A 15,466-nucleotide genomic window follows, 5' to 3' on the forward strand; every position below is an offset into this window, starting at 1 on the left:
AGAGCCTTCGTTACAAAACGGCCCCAGAAGTCCGAAAAACTCTGACGACGGACAGTCCGAGACGAAGTCCAGAGACCAGCGCTGGTTCGGCACTTGAGGGATCGCCATCGGCGCCCTGGTTCCCAGCGCCCGCTTGCAGTCCCCACGCTTGCGCACAGTGAGGCCCTCCTCGCGGTAGATCCGGTAGAGCTTCTTCCAGTTCAGCGCGCAGCCTTCCCGCCGCAGCAGGATGTGAAGACGCCGATATCCAAACCACTGGCTCTCGCCGGACAGTTCCCGCAGCCGCTTGCGCAACTCCCCGCCCTCTGGCCTGACCAGCTGTCGCCGACACACGCGCGGATCGATCCCGGCCAATGCACAGGCCCGCCACTGCGAATAGCTCTTCTCCTTTAAGGCCCAGTCCATGGCACGCCGCCTCGAACCGGGCGTCAGAAGTTTTTTCCCAGCATCTCCTTCAGCGTCGCAACATTGAACATCTGTTCGGCCAGCATCTTCTTCAGCTTCGCGTTCTCGGCCTCCAGCGCCTTCAGCCGACGGGCGTCCGACACCTCCATGCCGCCATATCTCGAGCGCCATTTGTAGAAGGCCGCGTCGCTGATTCCGTGCTTGCGGCACAGCTCCTTCGCGCCCAGCCCGGCCTGGTGCTCCTTCAGGATGCCAATGATCTGCTCTTCGCTGAACCGGCTTCTCTTCATCGTCTGCCTCCTCGTCTGGAGAACAGGCTAACTTCAAACCGCGGACTTTTCAGGGGAGCATGTCACTCAGGCTTCATTTCCAGACATCGGGGGTTTGTCCGGTTTTTCCGCGGCATCTACCGATGAAACCCACATTGGACAGCAACACTCTCAAACAGTCTGCGCCACATTATCGGAGAATGTGTTTGTCCAAACCCGATATTGGCGGGTTTTCACGATGTGGACGCTACCTCAGCCAAGAAATAGTCGAAGCGAGAGGACACGTGGGTCTGCAACTTCAAAATCCAGAAGAATGCTCGCGTGCAACGAGCGCTCATGAGTGGACGGGTGCGAGGGAAGAGCGATGTATGGTGTGCAGGTCATCGATCTCCTCGGGTGAGAGATCGCTGGCCCGCAACCAGCCCCGCTCAGGGAAAATGCGGAAGGGGACTTGGAGTGCTTGACCCCGGCGCAAAGCCGGGACCCACCCGAAAGGAAACTCCATGTTCACGAACCCGAATTGCAAACCGGACCAAGTCTCACCGCTCCATCTATTCATGGCACTTTACAGGGAAGCACTAACAAACGCCGCGACTCTGCTCGCTGGCAAGCGTGGCGAAGAAGCAGCAGAGGATCTGCTTGATCAACTCAGGCTGGACTCTCGCCCTACCCGCCGCGCGATACGGATTGCGTCTGACCTACTCGATGTATTGTCGCTGCGCCATGTGGACGATCTGGAGCGGCCGGAAGCAACATATTTTGCCCGTATCGACCCGGCCGATCCATGGATCGAAGATGTCTGTTGCCTGACCGAGTTCCTTGCCGAAGCACTCGCAAGAACGCTGTCCGATGACGATCCCGGGATCAGAACGGCTGCATGATGCAGTCTGAAGCCGTCGACAATGCTCGTCGACGGCGCTTGACGGCACGAGTTTTCAAGCGGCCCTGACGGCGTGCGCTCGATGCCGAAGGAGACGGTAATGACCGTTGTTCCCATGAGCTCTTTCTCCAACGCTGCGGCAGAGAAGGTTACAGATTTTCTGGCCCTGAATGGCGGAGGACTCGGCGAATTGCTGTATTTTGTGTGCGGCGACGCTGCCCTGGAACCCTACTATGAGGCATTGGTCGCGGTCGACGCGCCGAGTCCTGATGTTCCGCGACTGAGGGAAGCAATCGATCGCATGGTTCGCCACCTGGAAGAAGCATGCCATCCGGGCAGGAAATACAACTCGATGCTCTTGTGGTATGGAGCAAGGCTGACTGAGCTCCGATACTACCTGTAATTCGCAGTCAGGCCTCGCCACCATTGGCGGGGCCTAAGTAAATTTCGACTATCAATCCCAAATCATTACCGACTAAAGCCCCTCCAAAATTTGGCCAGGTTCAACACTATCCCGCTCACCTGAAATTAACGCCCCGACGAGTGGCATTTGAAAGTCTGGACAGGCGCAAGTGCCCTCCTCAAATCAGTCTTCTATTCGCCAACGGGAAACTTCAATCGGATCGTCAGAAATCCGTCCTCGAAGCAACGCTTCTTCTCGGCGCCCAGTTGCAATGCGCATGCCTGAAGGAGACGCGAGCCGAACCCCTTCTCCGCGTCGTCGTTGTAATCTGGCACCTTCTCTCGCCAAATCAGTTCAAGCGCCCCGTCGATGACTGTCCATGCGATTTCGATCTCCCCTTCAAAATGCTTCAGCGCACCATACTTAGCTGAATTCGTCACCCATTCGTGGATGATGAGCACAAACGAAGTAATCGATTGCGCGGGAACCATGACGTCGTCACCGTGCGCGACGATGGATTGATCACTTCGCGCGGGAGCCAAAACATTGTCGATCAGTTCCCGGAGCGGCAGCGGCTTTGACGTGTCCGTCCGGAGCATCATAGAGTGCGCACGGTCCAGCGCTGAGACCCGCCCTCTTAGGTTTGCGATGAGATCTTCCTTACTCTGGCTTTCCCGCCCGGCGCTGGAAATCATCGAGGACACCAGAGCGAACAGATTCTTAATCCGATGGTTCATCTCGTCGAGGTGGAGCTGCCGTTGCGCTCGCAGTTCCTGCTCCTCTGTCACATCCATGCTCACGCCCAGAATACGTGGTTGTCCGGAGTGTAGACCGAGCTGACCTATCCCTCGGATCCAACGCTGGCGACCGTTTGGAAGAATGACGCGGAAGGTTTCGTCAAAAACGTCACCGACAGACTGAAGGTTTGCCAACGCCGATGCCACCCGATCCCGGTCTTCCGGATACAGCCGGGCGATGACCGCATCCCTGGACTGCGCCTCTTCGGCGTTGGCGCCGAATAAGGCCCGGCATTGCTCGTCAATCACCATGGAGCCGGTCGCCGGTTCGATTTCCCACCTACCGAACCCGGCAAATCCGAAGGCCTGCTCAAGTCCGATTTGATCGAATTTCATCGCGCCCCGCCCCAAGCGATAGTTCAAAATCGACACGAAAACTCAGCAGCGAGACCCTTAATATGGCGAAGTAACTCAGCCCCAGGCACAGCTTCGCCACTTCGCCTCTCAACCTCGGATGTCGTTCAGGCTCCGGCAGATCAAGGCATTTCATCCCACCAACATTGAACAAACTCAACCACATCTGCGTTGTCAAGGCAACGGCATCGGAGAAAACCATGGCTTCATCACGCGCAATCTGGAAGGGGCAGCTTCGCCTGTCGCTTGTTTCGATCCCGGTGGAGATTCATGCGGCAACCAAATCCGGGGCCCGCGTTTCGTTCCGGCAAATCCATGGACCATCCGGCAAACGGGTGCGATACCAGAAAACCGTCCCCGGCGTCGGCCCAGTCAAGAGCGAAGACATCCTGAAGGGTTACGAATTGGGCGATGACGAATACATGCTTATCGAGCCGGAAGAACTGGACGCGATCAAGCTGGAGACGAAGAAGACGCTGGAACTGGTGCAATTCGTCGGCAATTGCGAGATACCTCCGCTCTACTTTGATCGGCCCTACTACATCGTGCCCAGTGACGACCTGGCAGAAGACGCTTACCGCGTCGTTCGCGACGCGCTGCGCCAATCGGAAAAGATTGGGCTGGGTCAGTTGACGATGCGCGGGAAGGAGTATCTCTGCGCGATCCGCCCCTGTGGCGATGGCCTGCTGCTTGAGACCCTGCATTATGCCGACGAGATCCGGAACGCCGACCCGCTGTTCTCAGATATCGAGGACGATCCGGCCGACAAGGAACTGCTTTCTGTCGCGACCGAACTGATCGACCGCAAGACCAAGGCGTTCAATGCCGAGAACTTCGAGGATCACTACGATTCCGCCTTGCGGGACCTGATCGACCGCAAGCGGAAGAACAAGAAGACCCCGCGCACCAAGGCCGGGGACGACGGATCGGGTGGCGGTTCGGACAACGTGGTCGATCTGATGTCAGCCCTGAAAGAAAGCCTGAAGAAGGATGGCGGCGGGAAGAAAACCGCACGCTCCTCGCGCAGCAAGAAGTCCGCCTGATGGGACGGCTCGACCGGTATATTGAGAAACGCGACTTCGACCGAACGCCGGAACCACGGGAAACGAGCACCGGGACATCCCTCGCCCTGCGCTATTCGATGCAGAAGCACGAGGCGACCCGGACGCATTTCGACCTGCGGCTGGAGTGGGATGGCGCGCTGCTGAGCTGGGCGGTCACGCGCGGCCCCTCCTTCCACCCGGCCGAAAAACGGCTTGCCGTCCGGACAGAGGATCACCCCCTGTCCTACCTCGGTTTTGAAGGGACGATCCCCAGGGGCAATTATGGCGCCGGCACGGTCATGCTGTTCGACATCGGGCACTGGCAACCGGTGGAGCCCGTCGAAAAGGGGCTGAAGAAGGGCCATCTTCATTTCCGCCTGCACGGGCAGCGCCTGACCGGGGGCTGGCACCTCGTCCGGATGGACGGAAAGAAATCCGGCGACAAGGGCCGCGAAAACTGGCTCCTGATGAAGGAAGAGGATGAGGCCGCCGGACACCGCGATCCGGTGGACCGTTACCGGCGCAGCGCCTCGACCAACCGGACGCTGCGGGAGATCGCCGCCGACAAGGCTCCGGTTGCGAACGATCGGGATGGCAAACGGCCAGCGTTCCGCAAGGTGCAGCTGGCAACGCTGGTCGATGAGTCGCCTGAAGGCGACGATTGGTGGCACGAGGTGAAGTTCGACGGCTACCGCGCGCTTGTCGCCCTCGGCAAAGGCGGGCCGCGGGTCTTCACCCGGAACGGGCACGACTGGACAGACCGCTTCGAAGCGCTTCTTACCGGTTTCGATCCTCTGGACTGCCGTTCTGCATTGATCGACGGAGAGATCGTCGCCGGGGCAGGCCTGGCCGGTTTCTCGAACCTTCAGAAGGCGATCAAGGCGGGCGGTCCGTTCAAATTCTACGCCTTCGACCTGCTGGAATTGGACGGCACACTCCTTACGGACCAGCCCCTCCGCGACCGCCGCGCGGCGCTGGAGGACCTGCTCCGCCCTGCCCCACCTCTCGGGCCTGTCGAGCTGTCGCCGGTCATCGACGCCGACCCGGACGAGGCCATCGCCACCATCTGCAAGGCGGGCGGCGAAGGCATCATCGCCAAACGCTCCGACCTGCCCTATCGCGGCACCCGCACGCGGGGCTGGCTGAAGATAAAATGCGAACGCCGCGACGAATTCGTCCTGCTGGGCTGGCAGAAGAGCGACAAGCGCGGGCGTGCCTTCGCCTCGCTGGCTCTGGGTGCCTACTATAACGACAATGTGGTTTACGTGGGCAAGGTCGGCACCGGCTTCGACGAGGACACGATGGAGGCGCTGGCGGCCGCGATGTCCGGGCTTGAGCGCAAGACACCTCCGGCAGAGGTCGAGCCCTCGGAGGCCAGCGGCGTCACCTGGATCACCCCCAAGCTGGTGGCCGAGGTCCGCTATGCCGAGATAACCGCCGATGGCCGCCTGCGCCATGCCGTGTTCATTGCGCTGCGCGACGACAAGCCCGCGAAAACCGTGAATTTGGAAGAGGACCGTATGCCGGAAGACCGCGCCGCCATTGCCGGGATCGGCATCAGCCATCCCGACCGCATCGTCTATCCCGACGCCAAGGTCACGAAGCGGCAAGTCGCGGAATACTACGAAAGGATGGCAGACCGCATCTTGGACACAGCCGCCGACCATCCCCTGTCGCTGGTCCGGCTGCCTGAGGGACTGGACGGCGAACGCTTCTTCCAGAAACACGCGACCAAGGGCTTTCCGAAGGATATCAAGTCACTCAGCATCGAGGGGTCGGACGGCGACCGGGCGGACCATATGTATGTCACCACCCCCGGCGGTCTCGTCGGCGCAGCGCAGATGGGCACGCTGGAGTTTCACATTTGGGGGGCGCAACGCGACGATCTTGAAAAGCCGGATCGCATAGTCTTCGACCTCGACCCCGACGAGGGCCTTCCTTTTGCAGACGTCACCTCTGCCGCGACCGACCTGCGCGACATGCTGTCCGAGCTTGACCTGCCAAGCTGGGCGCTGGTGACCGGAGGCAAGGGCGTTCACGTGGTGGTTCCGCTGCGCCGCATCGCGGGATGGGATACGGTCAAGCTTTTCTCTCGCGTGCTGGCGACCCATCTGGCCGAAACCCAGCCCGATCGGTTCACCGCGTCCATGTCAAAGGCGCGCCGCGAGGGCCGGATCTTCATCGACTGGCTGCGTAACGAGCGCGGGGCCACCGCCATCGCGCCCTTCTCTCTTCGCGCCCGCCCGGGCGCACCCGTGGCGGCGCCGGTCGCCTGGAGCGAACTGGCCAAGTTGAAATCCGCAGATGCATTTGGCATTGCCGATGTGGCGGAAAGGCGCTGGTCTGATATCGACCGTCCCTCCCCGACGGGCCTGTCGGAGCAACGTATCGAAAAACTCGACAAGCTTGTCGGCAATTGAGAGCGGCTGCGAAGGCCATGGCGGACGAACACGGGCTGCTCATTGAAAAGAAGGCGGCCGCGTAGTTCTGCGTGCCGAATAGCTGCCGCCGCTCAGGCTGATCTACTACGACGACGCCGCCTTGCACGGTCTCGCGGTCTCCCATCCGAGTTGACTGCACATTCCGTTGTTGGAACGGAGGCCTCTCTCATTCGTTGGGCTGGTAGCACCCCAAAGGAGAGCTCCATGAAAACGTCCTTCACCGTGAACGGGTCGCCTTTTTCGCTCGATATCGACCCGCGCGTGACACTCCTCGATGCCCTGCGCGACCACCTGAACCTGACGGGCAGCAAGAAGGGCTGCGACCACGGTCGATGCGGAGCCTGCACGGTGCTTGTCGACGGTCGCCGGATCAATGCGTGTCTGAGCCTCGCCGTGATGCACGACGGCGACGAGATCACAACGGTCGAAGGTCTTTGCAAGGATGGTCGCTCTCCCCTGCAATCTGCATTTGTGCGTCATGACGGTATGCAATGCGGCTATTGCACGCCAGGGCAGCTATGCTCCGCCACCGCTGTTTTTCGCGAAATCGCAGATGGCTGGCCGAGCCATGTCAGCGAAACGCTCGACGGCCCCTACGCGCTGACCCGGGAGGAGCTGGCCGAACGAATGAGCGGCAATATCTGCCGATGCTCCTGCTACCCGGGGATCAACGCGGCGATCCTCGAAATTGCCGAGGAAGACGCCGGTCACGCGGAGGCTGCGGAATGAGACCTTTCGACTATCAGCGCCCCGACACCCTCTCTGGTGCCCATGGCGCCGCCCGTGACGGCGCGACCTTCATCGCCGGGGGCACCAACCTGATCGACCTTATGAAACTCGAGGTGATGGCGCCCGATACTCTCGTCGATATCTCGCGGCTGGGCCTCGACCGGATCGAGCCGCACGGCGACGGTCTGCACGTTGGGGCGACGGTGACCAACTCTGACCTCGCGGCCGACTTGCGCATTCGTCGGGACTATCCGGTGCTGGCGCGCGCCCTCCTCGCGGGGGCCTCCGGACAGCTTCGGAATAAGGCGACCACCGGTGGCAACCTACTCCAGCGGACCCGCTGTCCTTATTTCTACGACACTGCCACGCCCTGCAACAAACGCAGGCCCGGCTCTGGCTGCGCGGCTTTCGGCGGAGAGATGCGCAACCATGCGGTTTTGGGGACCTCCGAGCATTGCCTCGCCCTGCACCCGTCCGACATGGCGGTGGCGATGCGCGCGCTCGACGCGACGGTCGAGCTTGAGGGTGCGGACGGAACCCGCCGCGAGACTGCCCTCGACGACTTTTACCGGCTGCCCGGCGACCGCCCGGATCGCGAAACGACGCTGAGCGCCGGTGACCTGATCACTGGCGTGATCCTCCCCGCCCCCTTCGGCGGCAGGCAGACCTACCGCAAGGTCCGGGACCGCGCCTCCTATGCTTTCGCATTGGTCTCGGTCGCCGCGACCGTGCGGATGGAGAATGATCTTATTTCGAACGTCGCGCTGGCGTTCGGTGGCATCGGCACGCGGCCATGGCGTGATCACGACGTCGAGGATCTGCTGACCGGAGAAGCCCCCACCACAGCGCTTTTCGAAAAGGCCGGAGACATTCTGATGAAGGACGCTGTCCTGCGTGAGGGGCTGGAATTCAAGGACACACTTGTCCGCCGCCTGCTGACCGCGACCCTGACGGAGATGACCCAATGACTTTTGATCTGAAGATCGACGAACCGCATCCCGATCACCGCGCCGACGGCCTTACACAGAGCGTGCTGGGGCATGACAACGACCGACCCGACGGATGGCTCAAGGTAGCCGGGAGCGCGACATACGCGGCAGAGGAACAGGCCGACGATATGCTGCACGGGTTCCTCGTCCGCGCGCCAAAAGTCGGGGCGGTCTCCTGCCCGAACCTCGAGCAGGTGCGCGCCATGCACGGTGTCCGCAGCGTTTTGCGGGACCGGCGCATGATCCGCAACGCCGCCCAGGGCACCGCGAATGAAGCCCCGGTTCAGGGTGTCGACCAAGCGGCCTACGTCGGTCAGCCAATCGCGCTTGTTGTAGCCGACAGCTTCGAACAGGCCCGCCATGCGGCGCAGGCGCTGGTTGTATCCGTCGAAGAAGACGACGTGCCGGTCCTGCCCGATGCAGTCGAGCCGGAGGAGCCCGAAGACAAGAAGACGGAGATCGGCGATCTGGACCGGGCCATGTCCGAGGCGGCCTTCAGGATCGATGCCGTCTACACCACACCCTCCATGGTATCGGCGGCAATGGAACCGCACGCGGCCACCGCGCACTGGGATGGAGAGACACTGACGCTGCGCGGATCACTCCAGATGCTGAAGTTCAACCGCAATGAACTGGCCGACAGCGTGGGGCTCGACCCTGCAAATGTCCGCGTGCTGGCGCCCTATGTCGGCGGCGGCTTCGGGTCCAAACTTGGTATTTCAGCGGATTGCGTCGCGGCTGCGCTCGCCGCGATGGAACTGGGACAGCCCGTGCGCGTCGTCCAACACCGCCGCAACGTGTTCGAGGTTAACACCCGGCGTTCCGAAACCCGCCAGCACATCCGTCTGGCCGCCGATGCCGAAGGCCGCCTGACAGGGCTGGGCCACGAAGCGCTGGTGTCGAACCTACCGGACGAGGAATTTTCCGAACCCGTCATTCAGGGCAGCCACTTCGCCTATGCCGCCGCGAACCGGACGCTCGGCATGAAGATCGCGCGCATTCACCGGTCCGCAGCCGGCTCGGTGCGCGCACCGGGGGAATCTGTCGGCGTAACTGCCTTCGAGGTCGCGATGGATGAACTGGCGCAGGCAGCAGGGGTTGATCCGGTGGACCTGCGCGTGCGCAATATCCCCGAGAAAGACCCCGAGAGCGGCAAGCCCTTCTCCTCGCACCGTCTGGAAGCGGCCCTGCGCCAAGGCGCAGACGCCTTCGGCTGGTCGCACCGCCACGCCACGCCGCGCCAGCAGCGCGAGGGCGAGTGGTGGATCGGCACCGGGATGGCCGCCGCCTTCCGCGTCAACATGGTGATCGAGGCCGAGGCGCGTATCAACCTGACGCGTGACGGCGCAACCGTGATGTCGGACATGACCGACATTGGCACTGGGAGTTACGCGATCTTCGGGCAGATCGCCGCCGAATTGCTGGGCCTCCCGCTGGATCGCGTCGAAGTGCAACTGGGCGACACCCGATTCCCGCCCGGCTCCGGCTCTGGCGGGTCGTTCGGTGCGGCCTCGACTGGCACCGCCGTCTGGCTGGCGGGGATGGAGATCCGCAAGCAGATCGCCGACCGGCTCGGTTGTTCCGAAGCGGAACTGACCTTGCAGGACGGCATGGCCACCTATGCCAATAAGCGCGCCTCCCTGCGCGATCTGCTGTCGCATGAGCCGATTACGGGCCACGGCCATGTCGAACCCGGCGAGGCGGCGGAAAAGGTCCGGCAGGCCACCTTCGGCGCGCATTTCGCGGAGGTCGCGGTCAGCGATGTCACAGGCGAGGTCCGCGTCCGGCGCATGCTGGGCAGTTTCGCAGCCGGCCGCATCCTCAACCCGCGCACAGCCAGGTCGCAGTGTCATGGTGGTATGACCTGGGGCATTGGGATGGCTCTGACCGAAGAGCTGACGCACGACCGCCGCGACGGCCATGCCGTGAACCGGGATCTTGCGGGCTATCACCTGCCCGTCAACGCCGACGTGCCACCCTTTGAGGTGCATTTCGTCGAGGAACTGGACGACTGGGCCGGTCCGACGCAGGCCAAGGGGATCGGAGAGCTGGGCATCTGCGGAGCCGGCGCGTCGATCCTGAATGCGGTCTATAACGCCTGCGGGGCGCGCGTGCGGGACATGCCCGCGACGCCGGACCGGGTGCTGGCCGCACTGCCATCGTAGCGGGGTGGGCTGGCCACATGGGTGATACGGCGAGTGATCCGACACACGCGTTAAGCGATGTCCTCGACACCCTCGAGGCGTCGCTGGACGGCGAAAGCGTTACGGTCGAGCATGTCGTCGACAAACTGGGCCGCGCATCCTTCGCCTCGGTGATGCTGATTTTCTCACTGATCTCGACCTCTCCGGCCAGTGCCATTCCCGGGGTCACGGCGGTGGTTGCGATGCTGGTTCTGCTTCTGATCATCCAGATGATGATCGGACGAGAGAGCGTCTGGCTCCCCGACTTTGTCTCCCGCAAACGCATGGACGCAGACAAAGTGGAGCGCGGCGTCAACTGGCTGCGAAAACCGGTCACATCGGTCGAACGATTCATCAAACCGCGACTGACGTTCCTGTTCCACCGGCCATGGCTCTGGTTGCCGATGATCCTCATTGCGTTGCTGACGCTCTTCATGCCGTTCATGGAGATCGTGCCGACTTCCGGGTCCATCGCATCCGCCGTCATCGCCCTTTTCGCAGCGAGCCTCCTTACCCGAGACGGCGTGCTTGCCTGTCTGTCTTTCGGTCTGCTTCTGGTCGTTCCGGTCACGCTTTATTTCGTCTGATCCGGCTCGGACGTTTGCGACGTTTCCGGCCCGGAACGGAACAGACCAGCAGACAACCCGTTGGTCTATCAAGCGCCCCCCTGTGCGCTTGATTATCCTCGACCGATCAGAAGGAGGCCCCCATGTCCGACATCGCCGCATCCCCCGCCAATCCCCCCGGACATGAAACCTCTTGGGGCGTCAAGATCCTCGGCTGGGTCTGTGTCCTGTTCGGTGCAGTCATTCTGGCCGGCGGCGTCTGGCTGATCCTTCTTGGAGGGAGCTGGTATTACGGCCTCGCCGGCCTTGGCCTCGCTGCCACCGGCATACTGCTGAACCGCTACATGATGGAAGCCGTCTGGCTTTACCTCGTGGTGTGGGTCGGAACGGTTGCCTGGGCCTGGTGGGAAGTCGGAACCAATTGGTGGGCCGAAGTCCCGCGCCTTGTCGCTCCGACCTTGATCCTCGTCCTCGTGCTGCTCTGCATACCCGCATTGAGACGCCACCCCTCCAAACTTTGATACGGATTAGCTTCAGATGACACGTTTTGTCCCCTTTGCCGCTGCCGTCCTTCTGGCTGGCACATTGCCGCTTCAGGCACAGCAGGCGACCACCCCCGACACGCAGCAACCCACGACCGGTGCCGCCGAAGGTCCCTCCCCCACAGAAAACGCGACGATTTCGCAGCCCCCCGCAGAACAGACCACGGAAGACGACACGGCAGACGACGCCTTCGCCACAGCCGCGCAACCGCTGATGGAGGTCGGGACCGACTGGCCCTACTGGGGCGGCGATGCACAGGCGACTCGCTATTCACCGCTCAACCAGATCACGCCCGAAAACGTAGATCAGCTGGAACAGGTGTTCACCTTCCACACCGGCGATCTTCCCGAAGGCACGGCGGAAGGCAAATATTCACCCGAAGTCACGCCCCTCAAGGTCGGTGACGACCTGCTGATGTGTTCCGCGATGAACATCCTCATTTCAGTCGATGCCGCCACGGGAGAGGAAAACTGGCGTTTCGATCCGGGCGTGCCGAACGACGCGATCCCCTATGGCGCCACATGCCGTGGCGTTTCGGTTTATAGCAATCCCGACGCTGCCGAAGGCGATGCCTGCGCAACACGCGTGATCCAGGGGACGCTCGACGCCAAGCTGGTCGCCGTTGACGTCGAAACCGGAGCGCCGTGCGAAGACTTCGGAGAAAACGGCACTGTCGACATGTGGCAGGATATCGGCGAACGCGTGCCCGGCTGGTATGCGGTCACCGCCCCCCCAGCCATTGTGCGTGGCATCGTCGTCTCCGGTGCACAGGTCAAGGATGGTCAGGCAGAAGACGCACCCTCAGGCGTGATCCGCGGCTATGACGCTGTGACCGGTGAACTGGCATGGGCCTGGGACCTGGCTGCACCGGATGAGAACCGCAATGGCCCGCCGGAGGGCGAGGTCTACACCCGCGGCACGCCGAACATGTGGACCACGGCCGTCGCGGATGAAGAGCTCGGACTGGTCTACCTGCCAATGGGCAATTCCTCGGTCGATTATTACGGCTCCAACCGCAGCGATGCCGAGAACGAATACGCCACGTCGCTCGTCGCACTGGACGCGACCACCGGCGCAGAGGCTTGGCACTTCCAGACCGTGCGCCACGACGTCTGGGACTACGACCTTGGCTCTCAGGCCTCGCTGATCGACTATCAGGGCACCCCGGCGGTGCTTCTGCCGTCCAAACAGGGTGACATCTACATCCTGAACCGAGAGACCGGTGAGCCGCTGACGCCGGTCGGGGAACTGACCGACCTGCCGAAAGGTGAAGTCGAACCGGAATACATTTCAGATACGCAGCCGGTAAGCGAGTGGCACACACTGCGAAAGGATCCGCTGGAAGAAAAGGACATGTGGGGTTTCACCCCGATCGACCAGCTCTGGTGCCGCATTCAGTTTCGCCGCGCGAACTACGACGGGTTCTTCACACCGCCTTCAACCGACAAACCGTGGATCCAGTATCCCGGCTATAATGGTGGGTCCGACTGGGGGTCGGTGGCGATCGATACGGACCGCGGGATCATTATCGCCAATTACAACGATGTGCCCAATTACAACCGGCTTGTGCCGCGTGATGAGGTGACGTCCAAGCCGATCAACGAGATGGAGACTGGCGAAAGCGGCGGAGCCAATGCCGAAGGTGCCGCAGACCCGCAATCCGGCTCCCCATACGGGATCAGCGTCAATGCGGGTTGGCGGAACGACCTGACTGGGGTGCCTTGCACGCGTCCTCCTTACGGCGGTATCCGCGCGATCGACCTTGAAACCGGCGAAACCCTCTGGGACCGCCCTCTGGGCACGGCCCGGCGAAATGGTCCGTTCGGCATCCCGTCCTTCCTGCCCTTTGACATCGGCACGCCGAACAACGGCGGGTCCGTGGTGACCGCTGGCGGACTGGTCTTCATCGCCGCGGCGACGGACAACCTGTTCAGGGCAATCGATATCGAGACCGGAGAGACCGTCTGGTCGACAGTTCTGCCAGCTGGTGGACAGGCGAACCCGATCACCTACGAGGTCGATGGTCGCCAATATGTGATGGTGTCGGCCATGGGTCATCATTTCATGGAAACGCCTGTTGGCGACGAAGTGATCGCCTGGGCCCTTCCCGAGAACTGAACGCCCTGAATAGCAAGGCGCGCGGCGGCAGACCTTGGTCTTGCCGCCGCCGCTACACCTGCTGATCCTGCGGGGTTGGTCGTGGACAGCCGCAACTGTTTCTTCAGCTCCCACCTCCCCCAGACAGATGGCCGCCCCGCGTTGGCGTCGCTGGAACTCTGCAAGCAGACTGCCGTTGATCATGTGGGAGCGAGGAGCACATCCTATGACCGATAACAAGACGAAAGCCCCCGAAGACCGCACGACCGAGACGTCCGCCCAACTGCGCGATGAGATCGACAGAGGCGGAACCGGCGACAAGGTCGCGTTCTCCGACCCTGCGGCGGCCCCCTTGGGCACAGATGACGAGGCCGGAGGGCACCCGCCGGACCGCGATCAGGTCAAACGGGCCGCTGCTGTCGAAACTCCGCGCGCAAAACCGGAAGACAGAAAGAAAGGTCCGGCAGGATTGCAGGGCAACAGATTAAGTCCGCGGGTTCTCGTCATTGCCGCCGTCGCCGTGATCGCGCTGATCGTGCTCGTGGTGGCACTGTAGACCGAGCCGACACACGGGACGACTTCCCGCGCTCGCTCAGGCATTCTCCCCGGCTTCAAGCCGCCCGATAATCCGGTCGAGGTTCGACGTGGCCTCTTCCCGGGTCACGGCATAGCCGTAAGGCGCACCGTGCTCGACACCCCAGGGCACGAGGATATCGAAATCGATCTCCTTCAACGCCGCGAGGCTGCCCATATAGGCCGCCCGATCGCTGTCGCCGAGCACAACCGCCTTCCACTCACCATTCTGCACCCACAGACTATCCCCCGGAAAAAGCAGACGATGTTCGCCGTTGTTCCAGAGGAAAGTCGTCGTTCCCGGCGTATGACCGGGGGTCGGGATAACTTCCAGATCATCATCGATCATGTGGCGTTCCGAGAAGGTGCCCGCGATGGCCATGTCGACATCGGCACGGTCCGCCTCATTGATCCAGACAGGCAAATCGAGGCGCGGCGCGCCATACATCGCTTCATGATGGTGGTTCATGAGAAGACACTCAGGCCACCCCATTTCACGGATCTCGTCAGCAGCCTCACTGATGCCCGGGGCATTGTAGACGATGACGTTGCCCTGCGGCCTCTCAAGCACGAAAGCGCGAACTACCACGCCGTCGAGGAAGGGTAACGGTGCACTCGGGGTCCCGTGCAGACCTCGGATCGTGGATTGCAGTCCATTGGAGGTGACATCGAAGGTGAGCTCATCCGTCATCGGTCGGTCTCCTTTGCTTCCGGCCATTCATATCGTGGCGGCCGCCCGCCGGCGGCTGGTCTGAGAGGCGCGCTTCGATGCGGCGCAGTGCCTGCGTCGTCGCTGCGACCGTGTCACGCTCCAGCCCGACACCGTTCAGGGCTGCTGCCCAATGCTCGCGCATGCGAAGGCTGTTCTTGTCGGCCAGGTCGGTCGGGTGCAGATGCACTATTCGCGCGTCGTTCGGATCACTCCGCCGTTCCAGCAGACCTTTCGCCACCAGACTTTTCAACACGCGTGCAAAATTGCTGGTCGGCAGTCCGCAGGCATCGGCCGCGGCACGGGCGGATACTCCGGGGTTTCGCCCGACGAACCGCATCACGCTGATTTCAATCGGGGTGCAGGGCCCCGGCTCCAGATCGAGCGGTGCCGGGAGCCGCCGCGCTACCGCGTGGATCAGATCAACCAGTTCGTAAAGCTCCGTAGACTGTCTTTCAGCCATGACACCCGCCACTTGCTATAAC

14 protein-coding genes and 1 pseudogene are annotated in these 15,466 nt (G+C 62.2%); 11 read left to right on the forward strand and 4 right to left on the reverse strand.

Going from position 1 to position 15,466, the window contains the following annotated elements:
* A pseudogene (locus ATO6_RS13485) lies at nucleotides 1-695 on the reverse strand (transposase); the annotation flags it as partial.
* 482 nt (nucleotides 696-1,177) lie between these two features.
* On the opposite strand from ATO6_RS13485, the gene ATO6_RS13495 reads away from it, so the two are divergent.
* Together ATO6_RS13495 and ATO6_RS13500 are read left to right on the forward strand one after the other, a co-directional pair.
* The gene (locus ATO6_RS13495; protein WP_088624551.1) at nucleotides 1,178-1,555 is read left to right on the forward strand and encodes a hypothetical protein; all 378 of its coding nucleotides are present in this window, start codon (nucleotides 1,178-1,180) and stop codon (nucleotides 1,553-1,555) included.
* A gap of 99 nt (nucleotides 1,556-1,654) precedes the next feature.
* Nucleotides 1,655-1,957: a hypothetical protein gene (locus ATO6_RS13500; protein WP_088624552.1), complete on the forward strand. Its 303-nt coding sequence runs from the start codon at nucleotides 1,655-1,657 to the stop codon at nucleotides 1,955-1,957.
* A gap of 191 nt (nucleotides 1,958-2,148) precedes the next feature.
* Here ATO6_RS13500 and ATO6_RS13505 read toward each other — a convergent pair whose 3' ends face one another.
* The gene (locus tag ATO6_RS13505) at nucleotides 2,149-3,090 is read right to left on the reverse strand and encodes a sensor histidine kinase (protein WP_141101998.1); all 942 of its coding nucleotides are present in this window, start codon (nucleotides 3,088-3,090) and stop codon (nucleotides 2,149-2,151) included.
* Between the two features lie 164 nt (nucleotides 3,091-3,254).
* On the opposite strand from ATO6_RS13505, the gene ATO6_RS13510 reads away from it, so the two are divergent.
* From ATO6_RS13510 to ATO6_RS13550, 9 genes are all read left to right on the forward strand, one after another.
* Complete coding sequence (locus ATO6_RS13510; RefSeq protein ID WP_254919151.1) at nucleotides 3,255-4,151, forward strand: Ku protein; 897 nt, start codon at nucleotides 3,255-3,257, stop codon at nucleotides 4,149-4,151.
* The gene (gene ligD / locus ATO6_RS13515; RefSeq protein WP_088624554.1) at nucleotides 4,151-6,571 is read left to right on the forward strand and encodes a DNA ligase D; all 2,421 of its coding nucleotides are present in this window, start codon (nucleotides 4,151-4,153) and stop codon (nucleotides 6,569-6,571) included. The genes ATO6_RS13510 and ligD overlap by 1 nt, the downstream gene beginning before the upstream one ends.
* 225 nt (nucleotides 6,572-6,796) lie before the next feature.
* Complete coding sequence (locus tag ATO6_RS13520; protein ID WP_088624555.1) at nucleotides 6,797-7,321, forward strand: 2Fe-2S iron-sulfur cluster-binding protein; 525 nt, start codon at nucleotides 6,797-6,799, stop codon at nucleotides 7,319-7,321.
* The gene (locus ATO6_RS13525; protein ID WP_088624556.1) at nucleotides 7,318-8,289 is read left to right on the forward strand and encodes a xanthine dehydrogenase family protein subunit M; all 972 of its coding nucleotides are present in this window, start codon (nucleotides 7,318-7,320) and stop codon (nucleotides 8,287-8,289) included. The genes ATO6_RS13520 and ATO6_RS13525 overlap by 4 nt, the downstream gene beginning before the upstream one ends.
* Entirely contained in the window at nucleotides 8,286-10,475 is a 2,190-nt protein-coding gene (locus ATO6_RS13530) for a xanthine dehydrogenase family protein molybdopterin-binding subunit (protein WP_088624557.1), read from the forward strand. The genes ATO6_RS13525 and ATO6_RS13530 overlap by 4 nt, the downstream gene beginning before the upstream one ends.
* 17 nt (nucleotides 10,476-10,492) lie before the next feature.
* Entirely contained in the window at nucleotides 10,493-11,080 is a 588-nt protein-coding gene (locus ATO6_RS13535) for an exopolysaccharide biosynthesis protein (protein WP_088624558.1), read from the forward strand.
* 122 nt (nucleotides 11,081-11,202) lie between these two features.
* Nucleotides 11,203-11,580 (forward strand): glucose dehydrogenase, encoded by a 378-nt coding sequence (locus ATO6_RS13540; protein WP_088624559.1) that lies wholly within the window; start codon nucleotides 11,203-11,205, stop codon nucleotides 11,578-11,580.
* A 16-nt stretch (nucleotides 11,581-11,596) separates the two neighbouring features.
* A complete protein-coding gene (locus tag ATO6_RS13545; protein WP_088624560.1) occupies nucleotides 11,597-13,720 on the forward strand; it encodes a pyrroloquinoline quinone-dependent dehydrogenase in 2,124 nt (707 codons plus the stop codon).
* A 205-nt stretch (nucleotides 13,721-13,925) separates the two neighbouring features.
* Entirely contained in the window at nucleotides 13,926-14,255 is a 330-nt protein-coding gene (locus ATO6_RS13550; protein ID WP_088624561.1) for a hypothetical protein, read from the forward strand.
* Between the two features lie 36 nt (nucleotides 14,256-14,291).
* Here the strand turns inward: ATO6_RS13550 and ATO6_RS25075 are convergent, their stop codons facing one another.
* Nucleotides 14,292-14,963 carry an MBL fold metallo-hydrolase gene (locus ATO6_RS25075; protein ID WP_088624562.1) on the reverse strand — a complete coding sequence of 224 codons (672 nt, stop codon included), beginning with the start codon at nucleotides 14,961-14,963 and terminating at the stop codon, nucleotides 14,292-14,294.
* Complete coding sequence (locus tag ATO6_RS13560; protein ID WP_088624563.1) at nucleotides 14,953-15,444, reverse strand: MarR family winged helix-turn-helix transcriptional regulator; 492 nt, start codon at nucleotides 15,442-15,444, stop codon at nucleotides 14,953-14,955. The genes ATO6_RS25075 and ATO6_RS13560 overlap by 11 nt, the downstream gene beginning before the upstream one ends.
* Between the last annotated feature and the right edge of the window lie 22 nt (nucleotides 15,445-15,466).

The organism is Oceanicola sp. 22II-s10i (assembly GCF_002210105.1).
GTDB lineage: Bacteria > Pseudomonadota > Alphaproteobacteria > Rhodobacterales > Rhodobacteraceae > Pseudooceanicola.